The 16,244-nt window shown below is 65.2% G+C and carries 16 protein-coding genes; 13 read left to right on the top strand and 3 right to left on the bottom strand.

Annotation, left to right across the window (positions count from 1 at the left end):
* Window positions 1-12: 12 nt before the first annotated feature.
* Entirely contained in the window at window positions 13-810 is a 798-nt protein-coding gene (xth, locus tag I6F17_RS17710) for an exodeoxyribonuclease III (RefSeq protein ID WP_225124144.1), read from the bottom strand.
* Window positions 811-963: 153 nt separating this feature from the next.
* Here xth and I6F17_RS17705 point away from each other — a divergent pair, with 153 nt between their 5' ends.
* Entirely contained in the window at window positions 964-3,273 is a 2,310-nt protein-coding gene (locus I6F17_RS17705; protein ID WP_036044264.1) for an ATP-binding protein, read from the top strand.
* Between the two features lie 5 nt (window positions 3,274-3,278).
* Here I6F17_RS17705 and erpA read toward each other — a convergent pair whose 3' ends face one another.
* Complete coding sequence (gene erpA, locus I6F17_RS17700) at window positions 3,279-3,608, bottom strand: iron-sulfur cluster insertion protein ErpA (RefSeq protein WP_024342679.1); 330 nt, start codon at window positions 3,606-3,608, stop codon at window positions 3,279-3,281.
* Between the two features lie 110 nt (window positions 3,609-3,718).
* On the opposite strand from erpA, the gene I6F17_RS17695 reads away from it, so the two are divergent.
* The 12 genes from I6F17_RS17695 to surE all read left to right on the top strand — a co-directional run bounded on the left by I6F17_RS17695 (window position 3,719) and on the right by surE (window position 15,800).
* Window positions 3,719-4,927: a deoxyguanosinetriphosphate triphosphohydrolase gene (locus I6F17_RS17695; protein ID WP_225124145.1), complete on the top strand. Its 1,209-nt coding sequence runs from the start codon at window positions 3,719-3,721 to the stop codon at window positions 4,925-4,927.
* Between the two features lie 9 nt (window positions 4,928-4,936).
* Entirely contained in the window at window positions 4,937-6,727 is a 1,791-nt protein-coding gene (argS, locus tag I6F17_RS17690) for an arginine--tRNA ligase (protein ID WP_225124146.1), read from the top strand.
* A 140-nt stretch (window positions 6,728-6,867) separates the two neighbouring features.
* Entirely contained in the window at window positions 6,868-8,412 is a 1,545-nt protein-coding gene (locus I6F17_RS17685; RefSeq protein ID WP_225124147.1) for an SPOR domain-containing protein, read from the top strand.
* Between the two features lie 46 nt (window positions 8,413-8,458).
* Window positions 8,459-9,487 (top strand): beta-N-acetylhexosaminidase, encoded by a 1,029-nt coding sequence (gene nagZ, locus I6F17_RS17680; RefSeq protein WP_225124148.1) that lies wholly within the window; start codon window positions 8,459-8,461, stop codon window positions 9,485-9,487.
* The gene (locus tag I6F17_RS17675; protein ID WP_036012765.1) at window positions 9,484-10,323 is read left to right on the top strand and encodes a ScpA family protein; all 840 of its coding nucleotides are present in this window, start codon (window positions 9,484-9,486) and stop codon (window positions 10,321-10,323) included. Before nagZ ends, I6F17_RS17675 begins: the two co-directional genes overlap by 4 nt.
* A gap of 21 nt (window positions 10,324-10,344) precedes the next feature.
* On the top strand, window positions 10,345-11,100 hold the full coding sequence (scpB, locus tag I6F17_RS17670; protein WP_036012763.1) for an SMC-Scp complex subunit ScpB: 756 nt from the start codon (window positions 10,345-10,347) through the stop codon (window positions 11,098-11,100).
* A gap of 164 nt (window positions 11,101-11,264) precedes the next feature.
* Window positions 11,265-11,498 carry a twin-arginine translocase TatA/TatE family subunit gene (locus tag I6F17_RS17665; protein ID WP_036012762.1) on the top strand — a complete coding sequence of 78 codons (234 nt, stop codon included), beginning with the start codon at window positions 11,265-11,267 and terminating at the stop codon, window positions 11,496-11,498.
* A 90-nt stretch (window positions 11,499-11,588) separates the two neighbouring features.
* On the top strand, window positions 11,589-12,083 hold the full coding sequence (gene tatB / locus I6F17_RS17660) for a Sec-independent protein translocase protein TatB (RefSeq protein ID WP_225124149.1): 495 nt from the start codon (window positions 11,589-11,591) through the stop codon (window positions 12,081-12,083).
* Entirely contained in the window at window positions 12,080-12,892 is an 813-nt protein-coding gene (gene tatC, locus I6F17_RS17655) for a twin-arginine translocase subunit TatC (protein ID WP_128261555.1), read from the top strand. The genes tatB and tatC overlap by 4 nt, the downstream gene beginning before the upstream one ends.
* A gap of 218 nt (window positions 12,893-13,110) precedes the next feature.
* The gene (gene serS, locus I6F17_RS17650) at window positions 13,111-14,442 is read left to right on the top strand and encodes a serine--tRNA ligase (protein ID WP_225124150.1); all 1,332 of its coding nucleotides are present in this window, start codon (window positions 13,111-13,113) and stop codon (window positions 14,440-14,442) included.
* 119 nt (window positions 14,443-14,561) lie between these two features.
* Window positions 14,562-14,924, top strand: coding sequence for a hypothetical protein (locus I6F17_RS17645; RefSeq protein ID WP_225124151.1), 363 nt, complete (start codon window positions 14,562-14,564; stop codon window positions 14,922-14,924).
* A 108-nt stretch (window positions 14,925-15,032) separates the two neighbouring features.
* Complete coding sequence (surE, locus tag I6F17_RS17640; RefSeq protein ID WP_192893197.1) at window positions 15,033-15,800, top strand: 5'/3'-nucleotidase SurE; 768 nt, start codon at window positions 15,033-15,035, stop codon at window positions 15,798-15,800.
* 3 nt (window positions 15,801-15,803) lie between these two features.
* Here the strand turns inward: surE and I6F17_RS17635 are convergent, their stop codons facing one another.
* Window positions 15,804-16,175, bottom strand: coding sequence for a response regulator (locus I6F17_RS17635; protein WP_036044248.1), 372 nt, complete (start codon window positions 16,173-16,175; stop codon window positions 15,804-15,806).
* Window positions 16,176-16,244 lie beyond the last annotated feature (69 nt).

The following is a 16,244-nucleotide window of genomic DNA, read 5'->3' as shown; positions in this document are numbered from 1 at the left end:
GCTGAGGCGGCCTCAAGCCGCCTCGAGATCCAGATCCGCCCACACCGGCACGTGGTCCGACGGCTTCTCCCAGCCGCGCACATAGCTGTCGATGCCGACATTGGCGAGCTTGTCGCTCGCCTGCGGCGACAGCAGTAGGTGGTCGATCCGCAGCCCCTGGTTCTTCTGCCAGGCGCCGGCCTGGTAATCCCAGAAGGTGTAGAGCCCGCCCTCGTCGGTGACGGCGCGCAAGGCGTCGGTGAGGCCGATGCCGAGCAGGGACTGGAAGCTCTCGCGCGTCTCGGTCTTGAACAGCGCGTCCTCGGTCCAGGCGGCCGGATTGTGCACGTCGCGGGCATGCGGGATGACGTTGAAATCGCCGGCCAGAATCAGCGGGACCTCCTCCTTGAGCCGCTCTTTCGAATAATCAAGAAGCCGCGACATCCATTTGAGCTTGTAGGGATATTTATCGGTCCCGACCGGATTGCCATTGGGCAGATAGAGGCAGGCGATGCGCAGCACGCCAGACTTCAGCGTCACCACGCCTTCGAGGAAGCGGGCATGGCTATCCTCGTCGTCGCCGGCAAGGCCCGACTTGGTCTCGTCGAACCTGAGCTTGGAGAGCAGGGCGACGCCATTGAACGTCTTCTGCCCGTGCGTCACCACGTTGTAGCCGAGCGCCTCGATCTCCAGCCGCGGAAAGGCCTCGTCGACGCACTTGATCTCCTGCAGGCAGACGATGTCCGGCTGGCACTCTTTCAGCCAGGTCAGGAGCAGATCGATCCGCTGCCGGACCGAGTTCACGTTCCAGGTGGCTACTCTGATGGGCATTGGAAGGGCTCCGGGCGGGGGTCTTGGTTAGAACAAAATGCAAACGCACCCGTCAAGCCGGCCGCAAAATCTCCCACAAAATTAACCCGGCTTAAGCAGGCCGCAGGCCATTGATCGTCAAGAGGTTCCTCGGATGGATGGCCGGACAAGGCGATGAAGCGAACTCAGCCGCGTGACGGCCTGATCGGCGCGTTCCTGTATTGGCTCGGCGGCTTCGAGATCGAGGACGGCCTGACCGCGGACCTCAGCGAGCGCGAGATCCGCCGCATCCGCGCCAAGCAGATCGACGCGGTGACCCAGCTAATGCCCGTGACGATGGCCGTGACGATGCTGAACGTCGCCATCGTGCTGATCCTGTTCTGGGGCAGGGGCTGGAACGACTTCCTCGCGATCTGGGGCCTGACGCTCGCCGCCACCGCTTCGCTCGCGGTGCGCGCGTGGCACAAGTCGCATCAGAACCCGCCGCAGGAGGCATCCCCGCACGCGGCGCGGCAGATGCTGCGGCAGGCGTTTTTTCTCGCCGCGATCTGGGGCGCGCTGCCGCTCGCTCTGTTCAGCCGCATCGAGCCGACCAGTCAATTGCTCCTGGCCTGCCTGATGGTCGGCATGATGTCCGGCGGCGCTTTCACGCTCTCGACCTTCCCGCGCGCGGGCCTCGTCTATCTCGCGACCATGACGATCGCCTGTGCCGGCGCGCTGCTCCTGTGCGGCACCGGCCCATATCTGGTGACCGCCGTGTTCCTGCTGCTGTTCGCATTCTTCATGGCGCGCAACATCGTCTCCCAGGGCAACCTCTTCCTCGGCAATCTCAAGGCCCAGCTCGAGCTCGAGCGCCAGACCGAGATCATCTCGCTGCTGCTGAAGGACTTCCAGGAGAACGCCAGCGACTGGCTCTGGCAGACCGATGCCGAGGGACGCCTCGTCGACGTGCCGCAACGCTTCGCGGACGTCGCGCAGCTGCCGCTCCCGCTGCTGAAAGGCGCGCAGTTCGCCGACGTGCTCGACATGCTCTGCCCCGAAGACAAGTCAGCGGCCTACAACATCGTCGGCCTGATGGAGCAGGCCGAGCCGCTGCACGAGATGAATCTCAAGGTCGTCGCAGGCGGCGAGGCCCGGCTGTGGTCGCTGACGGCGAAGCCGGCCCATGATCGTGACGGTCATTTCCTCGGCTATCGCGGCTTCGGGCGCGATGTCACCGAGCGCTGGCGCGCGGAAAAGGCCGAGGCCGAAAGCCGCGCCAAGTCCGACTTCCTGGCGGTGATGAGCCACGAGATCCGCACGCCCATGAACGGCGTGCTCGGTCTTGCCAGCATGCTGCTCGAAACCAGGCTCGATCCGGAGCAGCGCGAGGCCGTCACCACGATCCGCGAGTCCGGCGACAACCTCCAGCGCATCCTCAACGACATTCTCGATCTCTCCAAGCTGGAAGCTGGCCGCTTCCAGTTCGAGGCAATCGACTTCGCGCCGCGGGCGCTGGTCGAGACGGTTGCGACCGTGGTGCGCGCCAGCGCCAAGACCAAGGGGCTCATGGTCAAGGTCGAGCTCGATCCGAACCTGCCGCCGACGCTCCGCGGCGACGTCGCGCGCATCCGCCAGGTGCTGCTCAATCTCGCCTCCAACGCTGTGAAGTTCACCGACGAAGGCGAGGTGACGATATCGGCGACCTGCCAGGCGCGGCGCGACCTGCTGGCGACCGTCGAATGGACGGTGACCGACAGCGGCATCGGTATCGCGCCCGACAAGCTCGACCTGCTGTTCAGCGACTTCGCCCAGGCGGATGCCTCGATCAGCCGCCGCTTCGGCGGCACTGGCCTCGGCCTTGCCATCAGCAGGCGGATCATCGAGCAGATGGGCGGCACGATCGGCGTCATCTCGACGCCAGGAGAGGGCTCGACCTTCCGCTTCACGCTGGTCCTGCCCTGGAGCCAGGCGCAGGCGTCCGATCAGGCTGGCGGTCGCGACGAAGCCGACGAGCTCCAGGCCCGGATCGCCGGTCTCGACCGGCCGCTGAAGGTGCTGGTCGCGGAGGACGATGCGGTCAACCGCATGGTCGTGAGCAATATGCTGGGGGCATTCGACATCGAGCAGCGTGTCGTCGCCGACGGGACCGAAGCCGTCGCGGCAGCCTCCGAAGGCAATTACGACGTCGTGCTGATGGACGTGCGCATGCCCGACATGGACGGGCTCGCCGCCACCCGCGCGATCCGCGCGCAAGGCGAGCGCTTCGAAGCCTTGCCGATCATCGCGCTGACCGCCAATGCCTTCCCCGAGGACATCAAGATCTGCCGCGAAGCCGGCATGTCGGACTTCCTGGCCAAGCCGCTGCGAAAGCCGGCGCTGGTCGGAGCGCTCCTGCGGGCGCTGGACGGTCACGTCATGTCGGAGGACGCACCGCTGCAGCCGACGTTGATGCCGGTCGAGGTGGCCTGGACGGACGAGGAAAGGCAGATAACGGGCGCGTAGGTGCGCTAGACCGAGAAGCTCGTCCCGCAGCCGCAGGACGCGGTGGCGTTGGGATTGTTGACGCGGAACGAAGCGCCGATCAGGTCATCGACGAAATCGACCTGCGATCCCGCCAGAAACGGCTGCGAGGCGGAATCGACCAGCACCACCGCATTGTCCTGCTCGATCACGAGATCGTCGTCGGTGCGGGCACGGTCGATGTCGAACTTGTACTGGAAGCCGGAGCAGCCGCCGCCCTCGACGGAGATGCGCAGCATCGCGCCAGAACCTTCGCCCTTGAGGATCTCCCCAATCCGGCGTGCGGCCCGGTCGCTGATGGTCACGGCAGTCGTCATTGCTGGTCTCCGATAGTCCCGGCGTCATACCCAATTCATTTGGTATCCCGCGCCCGACATAGTTAAGTGCCACCATACGCAGAATCAAATGGATAGGGACTAAATTCGCCGTGTCCGTCGGAATGGCAGCCCCCCGCGCGCCCTATGCCTGCGACCCCGATCGCAGCCGCGGCCGGCTGGTCGCCGAGCCTCCGAGCCGGACCCGCAGCCCGTTCCGGCGCGATTGCGACCGGGTGATCCATTCCACCGCGTTCCGACGCCTGAAGTACAAGACCCAGGTGTTCGTGTTCCACGAGGGCGACCATTACCGCACCCGGCTGACCCATTCGCTGGAGGTGGCCCAGATCGCCCGCGCGCTGGCCCGCCAGCTCGGGCTCGACGAGGACCTCACCGAAACTCTGGCGCTCGCGCACGATCTCGGTCATCCGCCGTTCGGGCATGCCGGCGAGCGGGCCCTGGACGCCTGTCTGAAGGCGTTCGGGGGCTTCGACCACAATGCCCAGACGCTGCGCGTCGTGGCTTCGCTCGAGCACCGCTATCCCGAGTTCGACGGGCTCAACCTGACCTGGGAATCGCTGGAAGGCATCGTCAAGCATAACGGTCCGCTGACCGACCGCAGCGGCGCCCCGGTCGGGGGCTACCGCGAGCATGGCGTTCCCGTCGGGATCGCCGACTACGTCAAGACCTACGATCTCGAATTGTGGAGCTTCGCCTCGCTGGAGGCGCAGGTCGCCGCGATCGCCGACGACATCGCCTATGATGCCCACGACATCGATGACGGTCTGCGCGCCGGCCTGTTCCAGCTCGACGATCTCAAGGTGATGCCGCTGACGGCGGAGATCATCGCCGAGACTGCGGAGCATTATCCCGATCTTGAAGACGTCCGGCGCGGTGCTGAGCTGGTGCGCGAGCTGATCTCGCACCTGATCGGAGCGGTGTTTGCGGAGACAGGGAAGAACCTCGCGGCCGTAAAGCCGCAATCGGCCCAGGATGTCCGGCGGCAGAACCGGGCGCTGGTCGCGTTCCCCGCCGAAGTGGCCGAGGAAGAGGCCGCCATCAAACGCTTCCTGTACCAGCACATGTACCGCCACGAGCGGGTGATGCGGGTGATGGGTGAGGCCGAGCAGATCCTGTTTGACCTGTTCGCAAAATACCTGAAATCCCCCAGCGAGCTGCCGCCGGAATGGCTGCTGGGGTCGGAGGCGGACGATGAGGGCGACCGAGCCCGTCGGATCGGCAATTTCATCGCCGGAATGACCGACCGTTTCGCCCTGACTGAGCACCAGCGGCTCTTTGACTCGACCCCGGATTTGCGTTAGGCGGCGGCCATGCCCCAGACATCCTCATCGCTGCATCTGTTCGCTGACGTGCTCGCACGCGTGCACGGCGCCTGCCGCGCGCTTGCGGCGGATTTCAGCTGGCCCGAGGGCATCGATTTCTCCCGCGTGGTGGTCGAGCCGCCGCGCGATGCCTCCCATGGCGACATGGCGACCAACGCCGCCATGGTGCTTGCGAAAGAGGCAAAGGCAAAGCCGCGCGATCTCGCCGAGCAGATCGCCGAACGGCTGCGAACGGATGCGCTGATCGCCAAGGTCGATGTCGCCGGTCCCGGCTTCATCAATCTGACGCTGAAGCCGGCCGCCTGGGCCGAGGCGCTGCGTACGGTGCTGCGCGAAGGCGCCGATTACGGCCGCATCCGGGGCGGCGCCAAGGTCAATGTCGAATACGTGTCGGCCAATCCGACCGGGCCGATGCATGTCGGCCATTGCCGCGGCGCCGTGTTCGGCGACGCGCTGGCGAGCCTGCTCCAGTTCGCCGGCCACGATGTCACGCGAGAATATTACATCAATGACGCCGGCGCCCAGGTCGACGTGCTCGCGCGCTCGGCCTTCCTGCGGTATCGCGAAGCGCTCGGCGAGGACATCGGCGCGATCCCGGAAGGGCTCTATCCCGGCGACTACCTCAAGCCGGTCGGGCAGGCGCTGGCGACGGAGCATGGCGACAAGCTGCTCGCGATGAGCGAGGCCCAGTGGCTGCCGACCGTGCGCGCCAAGGCGATCGCGATGATGATGGACGAGATCAAGGACGATCTCGCCGCCCTCAACATCCGCCATGACGTGTTCTTCTCCGAGCGCTCCCTGATCGAGACCGGTAACAACAAGGTCGCCGAGACCATCGACTTCCTGAAGGCCAAGGGCGACATCTACGAAGGCCGCCTGCCGCCGCCGAAGGGCGCGCCGGTCGAGGATTGGGAAGACCGCGAGCAGCTGCTGTTCAGGGCGACCGCCTACGGCGACGACGTCGATCGTCCGCTGATCAAGTCGGATGGTTCCTACACCTACTTCGCCTCCGACATCGCCTACCACAAGAATAAGTTCGACCGCGGCTTTGCCGAGATGATCGACGTCTGGGGCGCCGATCACGGCGGCTACATCAAGCGCATGCAGGCGGCGGTGAAGGCGACGACGTCGGCTACGGGATCGCTGGACGTCAAGATCGTCCAGCTCGTGAAGCTCCTGCGCAACGGCGAGCCGGTGAAGATGTCCAAGCGGAGCGGGGACTTCGTCACCTTGCGTGAAGTGGTGGATGAAGTCGGCCAGGACGCCGTCCGCTTCATGATGCTGTACCGGAAGAACGACGCGGTGCTCGATTTCGACCTGGCCAAGGTCATGGAACAGTCGCGCGACAACCCGGTGTTCTACGTCCAGTACGGCCATGCCCGCGGTCACTCGATCTTCCGCAATGCCCGCGCCGAGGTGTTCCCGGAACTCCCAGAGGATGCCGGCGCGCGGATCGCATGGCTCGCTGAGTCGGCGGTGGAACGGTTGTCGGACCCCGTTGAGCTCGATCTTCTTAAGCGCCTCGCAATTTATCCGCGCATGCTGGAAGCTGCCGCCGCGGCCCATGAGCCGCACCGAATTGCCTTTTATCTCTATGATTTAGCCAGCGAATTTCATGCACTTTGGACGAAAGGGCGCGATTTGCCCTATTTACGCTTCATTATCAATAATGATGCAGATCTTACAAAGGCGCGATTGGCAATGGTCCAGGGCGTCGTCTCGGTCCTGGCATCGGGCCTCGCCATCCTCGGCGTCCATGCCCCGGACGAGATGCGGTAGTTTGGGGCGAACTACTTAAGGGGAATTCGGGGGTAACCGGCAGAAGCCGGATCGCTTAGACTTGGTTGAAAGCCTTGTGGGTCGAAAGCCGTGCCTTGGTCGAGGGGCGCGCGGCTTTCCCGAAGGGACGCATCATCACGATGGCCGAACGATATCAGGACAGACCGTTTCCTTCCGATGACTATGGTCACGGCGGCGACCAGCATGGGAAGGCGGACAGCGATCCCTTGGCCGAGCTCGCCCGTCTGATCGGGCAGACCGATCCGTTTGCAGCGCAGTCGCGTCCGCGGGCGGCGCCCGCCCAGAGCTATCAGGACCACGATTACCGCCAGCTCGATGATCAGCAGGACTACGCGGAGCAGGCACCGTCGCCGCCCTCATGGATGCGGCGTGCCAACGTGCAACCGCAGCCGGCACCCGCGCCGGAGCCTGACTATCCGGTCACCGTAAGCCCGGTCCACCCGCTGCATCGCTACGCCGCCAAGCCTGCCGCGCCCGAGCCTGTCGTTCATCAGCCCCAGGCCTATCAGGACACCTATCAAGATCAGGCTCATCAGGAGCAGGCCTATCAGCAGCATGGTCAGGCCCACCAGGAGCAGTCCTATCAGGAGCCGTATGCGCAGCCCGATCCGTCGCGCTACGACGATGCGCTCTATGGTCGGCTGGAGACGGGCGAGCAGGACTATCAGCGCGAGCCGGCCTATCCCGACGACCCTTACGCCGACCAGAGCGACTATCCGGAGGACGAGGTCGAGGAGCCGAAGAAGCAGCGCGGCGGCATGATGACGGTCGCGGCGATCCTGGCGCTTGCCGTGCTCGGCACCGGTGCTGCATTCGCCTACAAGACCTATATCGGCTCGCCTCGTAGCGGCGAGCCGCCGATCATCAAGGCCGACAACACCCCGACCAAGATCGTGCCGGCGCCGACGGACTCCGCGGTCAAGGTGCCGGACCGCATGGTCAGCGGTGACGGCACCGAAAAGATCGTGCCGCGCGAGGAGGCGCCCGTCGACGTCAACGCCAAGGCGGGCGGGCCGCGCGTGGTGTTCCCGCCGCTGAACCAGAATGCGAACCCGCCCTCGGTGGCGAGCGTGTCGCCATCCACCGTGCCGCCGCCGAGCGCGGGTCCGAGCCCGAGCAACGGCACGCTGCCGAACAATTCGCCGCGCGCGATCAGGACCGTTGCGGTGAAGGGCGATCAGACCGATAGCGCCGTGCCGCAATCGGCCGCCGCCAAGCCGACGCCCGCGGCGCCGAAGCCTGTTGCCGCGCCGGTTGCGCCCGCCGCCCCGCGCAATCCGCCGACCTCGGCCAATGCCAGCGCCAACCAGCCGATGTCGCTGGCGCCGCAATCGTCCCCGGCGGCCGAGCCGCCGCAGCGGATGGCTGCGACGAACCCGACGCAGATCGCGCCCACCAGCAGCGGTGGCGGCTACATCGTGCAAGTCTCCTCGCAGCAGAGCGAGGATAGCGCCGCCGCATCCTACCGGGTGCTTCAGAGCAAATACGGCAGCGTGCTCGGCTCCCGTTCGCCCGTCATCAAGCGTGTCGACCTCACCGACAAGGGCAAGGGAGTCGTCTACCGCGCCTTCGCCGGCCCCTATGGTTCGGCCGAGGAAGCGACGCAAGCCTGCAACAATCTGAAGTCCGCAGGCCTGTCTGCCTGCTTCGTCCAGAGGAATTAATGGCGGTTTCCTTGACCCCCTGACGGGGCAGGGTTAATCGGCCGTTATGAGCACGCGGGCCTTCATTACCGGCGTATCCGGAACGGAACTGACCGCCGCCGAGCGGGAGTTTATCCGTGCCGAACGCCCATGGGGCTTCATCCTGTTCAAGCGCAATGTCGCAACACCGGCACAAATTGCTGCGTTGGTTGCGGAATTGCGCTCGGTGGCGAATGCTCCCGACGCGCCGGTCCTGATCGACCAGGAGGGGGGACGGGTGCAGCGGCTGGGGCCGCCACACTGGCCGGTTTATCCGCCGGGGGCCGTATTCGCGAATTTGTACGACACTGATTCGGCGCTCGGGCTCACCGCGGCGCGCCTCAGTGCCCGCCTGATCGCAGCCGATCTCGCCGATCTCGGCATCACCGTGGATTGCCTGCCGCTGGCCGACGTGCCGGTGCCGGGCGCCGATGCGGTCATTGGTAACCGGGCCTACGGCACGGAGCCGGGCAAGGTCGCGGCGATCGCCCGTGCAGTCACCGAGGGCCTGGAGCAGGGCGGCGTGCTGCCGGTGCTCAAGCATATTCCCGGGCATGGCCGCGCCACCGCCGACACCCATTTCAAGCTGCCGACCGTCGACACGCCCCGGGACGAGCTGGAGCAGACCGATTTCGCCGCATTCAAGCCGCTGGCTGATCTGCCGATGGCCATGACTGCACATGTTGTGTTTAGCGCCTTCGACCCCGCCCATCCGGCGACGACATCTGCGACAATGATTGCTGACGTGATTCGCGGCGCAATCGGGTTCCAGGGTTTGTTAATGAGTGATGACGTGTCGATGAACGCGCTGTCGGGAAATATCGCCGAGCGGACTCGCGCGATCTTCGCGGCCGGCTGCGACGTGGCCCTGCATTGCAACGGCAACATCGAGGAGATGCGCGACGTCGCCGGCGAAACACCTGAACTGGCCGGTGGGGCGCTGGAGCGGGCGAACGCCGCGCTCGCCGCACGCAAGCCGCCGCAGCCGTTCGACCGCGTGGCCGCACGCGCCGAACTGGATGCATTGATCGCACGGGCAAACACGGCATCGGCATGACTGCAGAAATCCTATCGTTCGAAACCGGGCGGCCCGCAGAGCTCGCCGAGGGTGAGCCGGCGTTGGTGGTGGACGTCGAGGGCTATGAGGGCCCGCTCGATTTGTTGCTTGCGCTGGCGCGGCAGCAGAAGGTCGATCTCGCGAAGATTTCGATCCTCGCGCTCGCCGACCAGTACCTCCATTTCATCGAAGCCGCGCGAAAGATCCGGCTGGAGCTCGCCGCGGACTATCTGGTGATGGCCGCATGGCTTGCCTTCCTGAAGTCGCGCCTGCTGCTGCCGGAGCCGCCGAGCGCGGAAGGCCCGAGCGCCGAGCAGATGGCGACGGCGCTCGCCAACCGGCTGCGCCGCCTGGAAGCCATTCGCGAAGCCGCCAACCGGCTGATGAACAGGCCGCAATTGCAGCGCGACATCTTCGCGCGTGGCGAGCCCGAGCACATCGCCGAGATCAAGCACCCGAAATACACGGCCACGCTCTATGATTTGCTCACCGCCTATGCCGCGCAGCGCCAGTCGCGCGTGCTGGCGAGCGTGCATCTGGCCAAGCGCACGGTGTGGTCGCTCGCCGAAGCACGCGCCACGCTGGAGCGGCTGGTCGGCAGCATCACCGAGCAGGACGATTGGGGTGTTCTCGACGACTTCCTGATCCGGCATGTCGCCGACCCGACGCAGCGCGCGACGGTGTTCGCCTCGAGCTTTGCCGCCGCGCTCGAACTGGTGCGCGAAGGTCAGCTCGAGCTGAATCAGAAGGAAGCGTTTGCGCCGATCTATTTCCGGAAGGGGCGCCCAAAACCGGTCCCGGACGCAGCTCCTGCGCCTGATGCGCCGGTCGCTTAAGTGCAAGAAGGAGAATCTGCCATGGCAAGCCTGGCTGAAGTGCGGGTAGAAGAGGCCGAGCCGATGGAGAACGAATCCCAGGCGCGTCCCGAGGAGTTGCGGCTGCTGGAGGCGCTGCTGTTCGCCTCGAATGAACCGCTGGACACCGCGACGCTGGCCAAGCGCATGCCCGAGGGCGTCGACGTCAAGGCTGCGCTCGAGCAATTGCAGGCCGATTATGCCTCGCGCGGCGTCAATCTCGTTCGCGTCGCCAACAAATGGACGTTCCGCACCGCGGGCGATCTGGCCTGGCTGATGACGCGGGAGAGCACCGAGACCCGCCGCCTGTCGCGGGCCGCAATCGAGGTGCTCGCGATCATCGCCTATCACCAGCCGGTGACGCGGGCCGAGATCGAGGAAATCCGCGGCGTCGTCACGTCAAAGGGTACGCTCGACGTGCTGCTGGAGACCGGCTGGATCAAGCCGCGGGGCCGGCGCAAGACGCCGGGCCGGCCCTTGACCTTCGGAACCACCGAGGAGTTCCTGTCGCAATTCACCCTGGAACAGCTCGGCGACCTGCCCGGCCTGGAAGAGCTGAAGGGGACGGGCCTGTTGGATTCGCGCCTGCCCACCGGGTTCAGCGTGCCGACGCCGTCGGATGATCCGGCCCTGCGGGAGGACGAGGATCCGTTGGAACCGGGCGATGACCTCGATCTCGCCCTTGCGCCTGCGGTCGAGCCTGAGAGCCCGCCAGAAGGCGGCAATGAGGGTGGCAGCGAAGGCGGCGCCGAGGACTGACGTACCGGCGAATTACGGGCCCCTGCGACCAGTTAACACTAGCAAGATTGCGTAGCGCCGACAGCGAATTGGCGCTGCCTTGGTCCTTGTTTTTGAGGCCTGCCAAGCCTAGGTTTCGGTGAGATCGGCCGGGTCCCGGCCATGCGCGTTTGGAGGGTTGCAGGATGGGTTCACTCAGCATTTGGCACTGGATCTTGGTGATCGCAGTGGTCCTGCTGCTGTTCGGCCGCGGCAAGATTTCGGATCTGATGGGCGACGTGGCTCAGGGCATCAAGGCGTTCAAGAAGGGCATGCAGGACGACGACAAGGCTGCCGAGAAGCCCGAGCCGGCGAAGTCGATCGAGCACAATGCTGCGCCGACCGCGACACGGTCCGACGTCGGCAGCAAGGCCGTCTGAGCCGGAAGAAGCACGCGAGACGCGGGTAGCGGCCCGATCCTGCGCGCAAGGGATTGGGCCGGCTCCGGCTTCGCGTGAACGGAAGACCTCATGTTCGACATCGGGTGGAGTGAACTGGTCCTTATCGGGGTCGTGGCCCTGATCGCTATCGGCCCGAAAGAGCTGCCGGGCGTGCTGCGCATGGTCGGGCAGTGGATGGGCAAGGCGCGCAAGATGGCGGCCGAATTCCAGGGCCAGTTCCAGGAGGCGATGCGTGAGGCCGAGATGGCCGACCTCAAGAAAAGCTTCGACGAGGTCAAGGAAGCCGCCACGGGTTTCAATCCGATGAGCTCGCTCCAGAAGGACGTGAGCGACGCGCTTCGCATCGATGCGCTGGACAAGCCGGCCGAGACGCCGGCCGCCGCTGCCGTCGATCCGCCCGTCACGCCCACGACACCGGAGACCCCGACGCCGTCGACCTTCATGGAAGCCGAAGCGCATTCGGCCGCGAACGAGCCGCTCGCGATCACCCGTGAGGTCGAACAGGCAAAGGTTGCGCAGGACACCGCGCCATCCGAAGCGATCAAGGACGCCAAAGCGTCATGACCGACGCCGATATCGAGGCCAGCAAAGCCCCGCTGATGGACCATTTGATCGAGCTGCGCTCGCGGCTGATCAAGGCGCTGCTCGGCTTTGGCCTGGCCTTCATCTTCTGCTTCTTCTTCGCCAAGCAGATCTACAACGTGCTTGTCTGGCCGTTCGTGTGGATTGCGGGGCCGGAGAACTCGAAATTCATCTACACGGCGCTGCTCGAATATTTCATCACCCAGCTCAAGCTGGCGCTGTTCGGCGCCGGCTTCATCTCGTTCCCGATCGTGGCGACGCAGATCTACAAGTTCGTCGCGCCCGGGCTCTACAAGCACGAGAAGCAGGCGTTCCTGCCGTATCTGGTCGCGACGCCGTTCTTCTTCGTGCTGGGCGCGGCGCTGGTCTATTTCGTCGTGCTGCCGATGCTGGTGCGCTTCTCGCTCGGCATGCAGCAGGCCGGCGGCGACGAGACCGCGCAGATCCAGCTGCTGCCCAAGGTCGGCGAATATCTGTCGCTGATGATGTCGCTGATCTTCGCCTTCGGCATCGCCTTCCAGCTGCCGGTGATCCTGACGCTGCTCGGGCGGATCGGCATCGTCAGCTCGACGATGTTGCGCGAGAAGCGCCGCTATTTCATCGTCTTGGCCTTCGTGATCGCAGCCGTGCTGACGCCGCCCGACGTGCTTAGTCAGTGCTCCCTCGCTTTTCCGCTGATGGCGCTATACGAGGGCTCGATCCTCGCGGTGGCGATGGTGGAGAGGAAAGCGGCCGCCGCACAGGCTGCCACCGGCACTGACGTGTCGACGCCGGCCAATCCGGCGGAGTAGGGCGACCAAGCCCACCGGTGTCATTCCCCGCCTTGTGCGCAATTGCGCACTGGAGCAGGGAATCCAGTACGCCGCGGCCCCTCGGGGAAACACTGACGTCTCTGGAATACTGGATCGCCCGCTTTCGCGGGCGATGACAGAATGCTAGGGGAAAGCGCGCCAATGTAAGTTGTCAGCATAAACGTTGACTATTTACGCGCCGATCCAGGACCACATCCATGCACGACATCAAAGCGATCCGCGACAATCCGCAAGCCTTCGACGCCGGCCTCGCACGGCGCGGTTTGAAGCCGATGTCGGCCTCGCTGCTCGCGATCGACGAGAAGCGGCGTGCGGCGATCCTGGCCTCCGAGCAGGCGCAGGCGCGGCGCAATGCAGCTTCGAAGGAAATCGGCGATGCCAAGAAGGCCAAGGACGAGCCGCGTGCGTCGAAGCTGATGGCCGAGGTCGCCGAGCTCAAGACCACGATGCCCGAGCTCGAAGCGGCGGCAAAAGCCGCTGACGATGAGCTGACCAAAGAGCTGGCCGCGATCCCGAACATTCCGTTCGAGGACGTGCCCGACGGTCTCGACGAGCACGGCAACGTGCAGCATCACGTGTTCGGCAACAAGCGCAACTATGGCTTTGCGCCGAAGCTGCATGACGATCTCGGCACCGCGCTCGGCTACATGGATTTCGAAGCGGCGGCAAAACTCTCCGGCGCGCGTTTCGTCGTGCTGAAGAAGGGGCTGGCGCGGCTCGAGCGTGCCATCGGCCAGTTCTTGCTCGATCTGCACACCACCGAGCATGGCTACACCGAGATCAATCCGCCGCTCTTGGTGCGCAACGAGGTGATGTTCGGCACCGGACAATTGCCGAAATTCGAGGACGATCAGTTCTGGGCGATCAAGGGCGAGCTGCTCGCCTCGCCGGACCATGAGCGGCTGAAGACCGAGCGCCTCGGTCTGATCCCCACCGCCGAGGTGTCGCTCACCAATCTCGCCCGCGAATCCATCCTCGATGAGAAGCAATTGCCGATGCGGCTGACCGCGCTGACGCCATGCTTCCGCGCCGAGGCGGGTGCGGCGGGGCGCGACACTCGCGGCATGATCCGCCAGCACCAGTTCACCAAGGTCGAACTGGTCTCGATCACGACGCCGGAAGTGAGCAAGGACGAGCTGGAGCGGATGCTGTCCTGCGCCGAGCAGGTGCTGCAGAAGCTCGACCTGCATTACCGTGTGATGACGCTCTGCGCAGGGGATATGGGCTTCTCGGCGCAAAAAACCTACGACATCGAGGTCTGGATGCCCGGGCAGGGCGAGGGCGGGGCGTTCCGCGAGATCTCGAGCTGCTCGGTCTGCGGCGACTTCCAGGCACGGCGCATGGATGCGCGCTCGCGCGGGCCCGACGGCAAGCCGCGCTTCGTGCACACGCTGAACGGCTCCGGCACCGCAGTCGGCCGCGCGCTGATCGCCGTGATAGAAACCTATCAGCAGGAGGACGGCTCGATCGCGGTCCCGGACGTGCTCCAGCCCTATATGGGCGGGCTGAAGGTGATCGCGCGCGACTAAAGGGTTTTCCCGCGAAGTGGGCAGCGGTTCGCGTCCGAAAACGCGGCATGACGAGAATCGCGTTGCGAAGATCGGGCGGCCGGCTATCCTGCCGGCCCGTCCACGGGAACCCTCCCTTCATGGCCTTGCACCGCGACATCTTCTGGGTCGGAAGACAATGGGCGGTGACGGGGGCCGGGATCCAGGCCATCGATCAGCGCCTGCGCGGCGTTCTCGACATCGGGATCGCGCGGCTCTGGGACGATGATCTCGTGCAGAGCCGGCGGGCCAAGCCCGGCGTCAATGCTGCGGATTTCGACAAGGCACTGAGCGTGGCACGCGAACGCTTTCCGCAGAAGCCGACGTCCGACCCGTTCGTGGCGCAGCTGAAGGCGCTCGGCGTCATCGAGACTTCCGTCGTGAACCCGGTCGTGCCGGCGATGCAATTGCGTGCAGAAGGCCGGCTTGCGCGCTTCCTGCCGCAATGGCGCGTTCGCCGCTAGCGGGACCAGCCCGGGAACCAGCCGCCGGACCGCAATCGTCCGGTTTGCCTGATCGGCGCTGGCCGGATAAGACGGCTCAGACCCGCTTTCAGGAATCGACCCTTCCGCATGCGCATTCTCTGCACCAATGACGACGGCATCCACGCTCCCGGCCTCAAGGTCGTGGAGGAGATTGCGCGCGCTTTGACCGATGATGTCTGGGTGGTGGCGCCCGAGCTCGACCAGTCCGGCGTGTCGCACTCGCTGTCGCTGAACGATCCCTTGCGTCTGCGCGAGGTCGGCCCACGGCACTTCGCCGTGCGCGGCACGCCGACCGACTGCGTCATCATGGGAGCGCGCCATATCCTGGGAGCCAAGCTGCCCGATGTCGTGCTGTCCGGCGTCAATAAGGGCCGCAACGTCGCCGAGGACGTGGTCTATTCCGGCACTATTGCCGGCGCATTGGAAGGCACCATCCTGGGGTTGCCGTCATTCGCATTGTCGCAGGAGTTCAGCGTCGAGACCCGCGAACGGCCGCCGTGGGACACGGCTCGCAAATTCGGGCCGGATATCCTGCGCAAGGTGATCGCCGCCGGCGTTCCGAAGGACACCGTCATCAACATCAACTTCCCGTCCTGCGCGCCGGAGGATGTGCTGGGCATCCGCGTCACGCGGCAAGGCAAGCGCAATCTCGGCTTCCTCAGGATCGACGAGCGCCGGGACGGCCGCGGTAATCCTTATTTCTGGATCGGCTTCGAGCGGACCGCGATGCTCGACACGCCCGCCGACGGCACCGATCTCGCGGCGCTGCGCGAGCGCTACGTCTCGGTCACCCCGCTCAGGCTCGACCGTACCGACGAGGCGTTTTCGGAGCAGCTTGGCCTCACCCTGAAATAAAGGTTAGCTGCCGCGAAGCGCAGCCTCGATAGTCTTGCCGAGCGCGTCGAGCTGAAACGGCTTCTGGAGCGCCGGCCGGTCGCGATATTGCTCGGGCAGGCCGGAGGAGCCGTAACCGGTGGCGAAGATGAACGGGCAGCCCTTGGCCATGATGACATCGGCGACCGGCGAGATGACCTTGCCGTTGACGTTGACATCGAGAATGGCGAGATCGAACTCGGTGGATTGCGCAAGCCGCATGGCCTCATTGATGTCGCCCGCTTCGGCGGCAACCTTGTAGCCAAGCTCCTCCAACATGTCTGCGACCATCATTCTGATCATGACCTCGTCCTCGACGAGGAAAACAGAGCGGCCCGAAAGCCCTGTCGCAGTCATGGTTGAGTCCTTGCCCATTCTCGTGAACGTTCGCAGATAACGATAGGCGACGCAATGCGCGTTTCGGCG

This window comes from Bradyrhizobium sp. NBAIM18, from assembly GCF_020193825.1.
Lineage (GTDB): Bacteria > Pseudomonadota > Alphaproteobacteria > Rhizobiales > Xanthobacteraceae > Bradyrhizobium > Bradyrhizobium yuanmingense.
The sequence above is the reverse complement of the archived record's forward strand: the minus strand, read 5'-3'. Positions and strand labels throughout refer to the sequence as shown.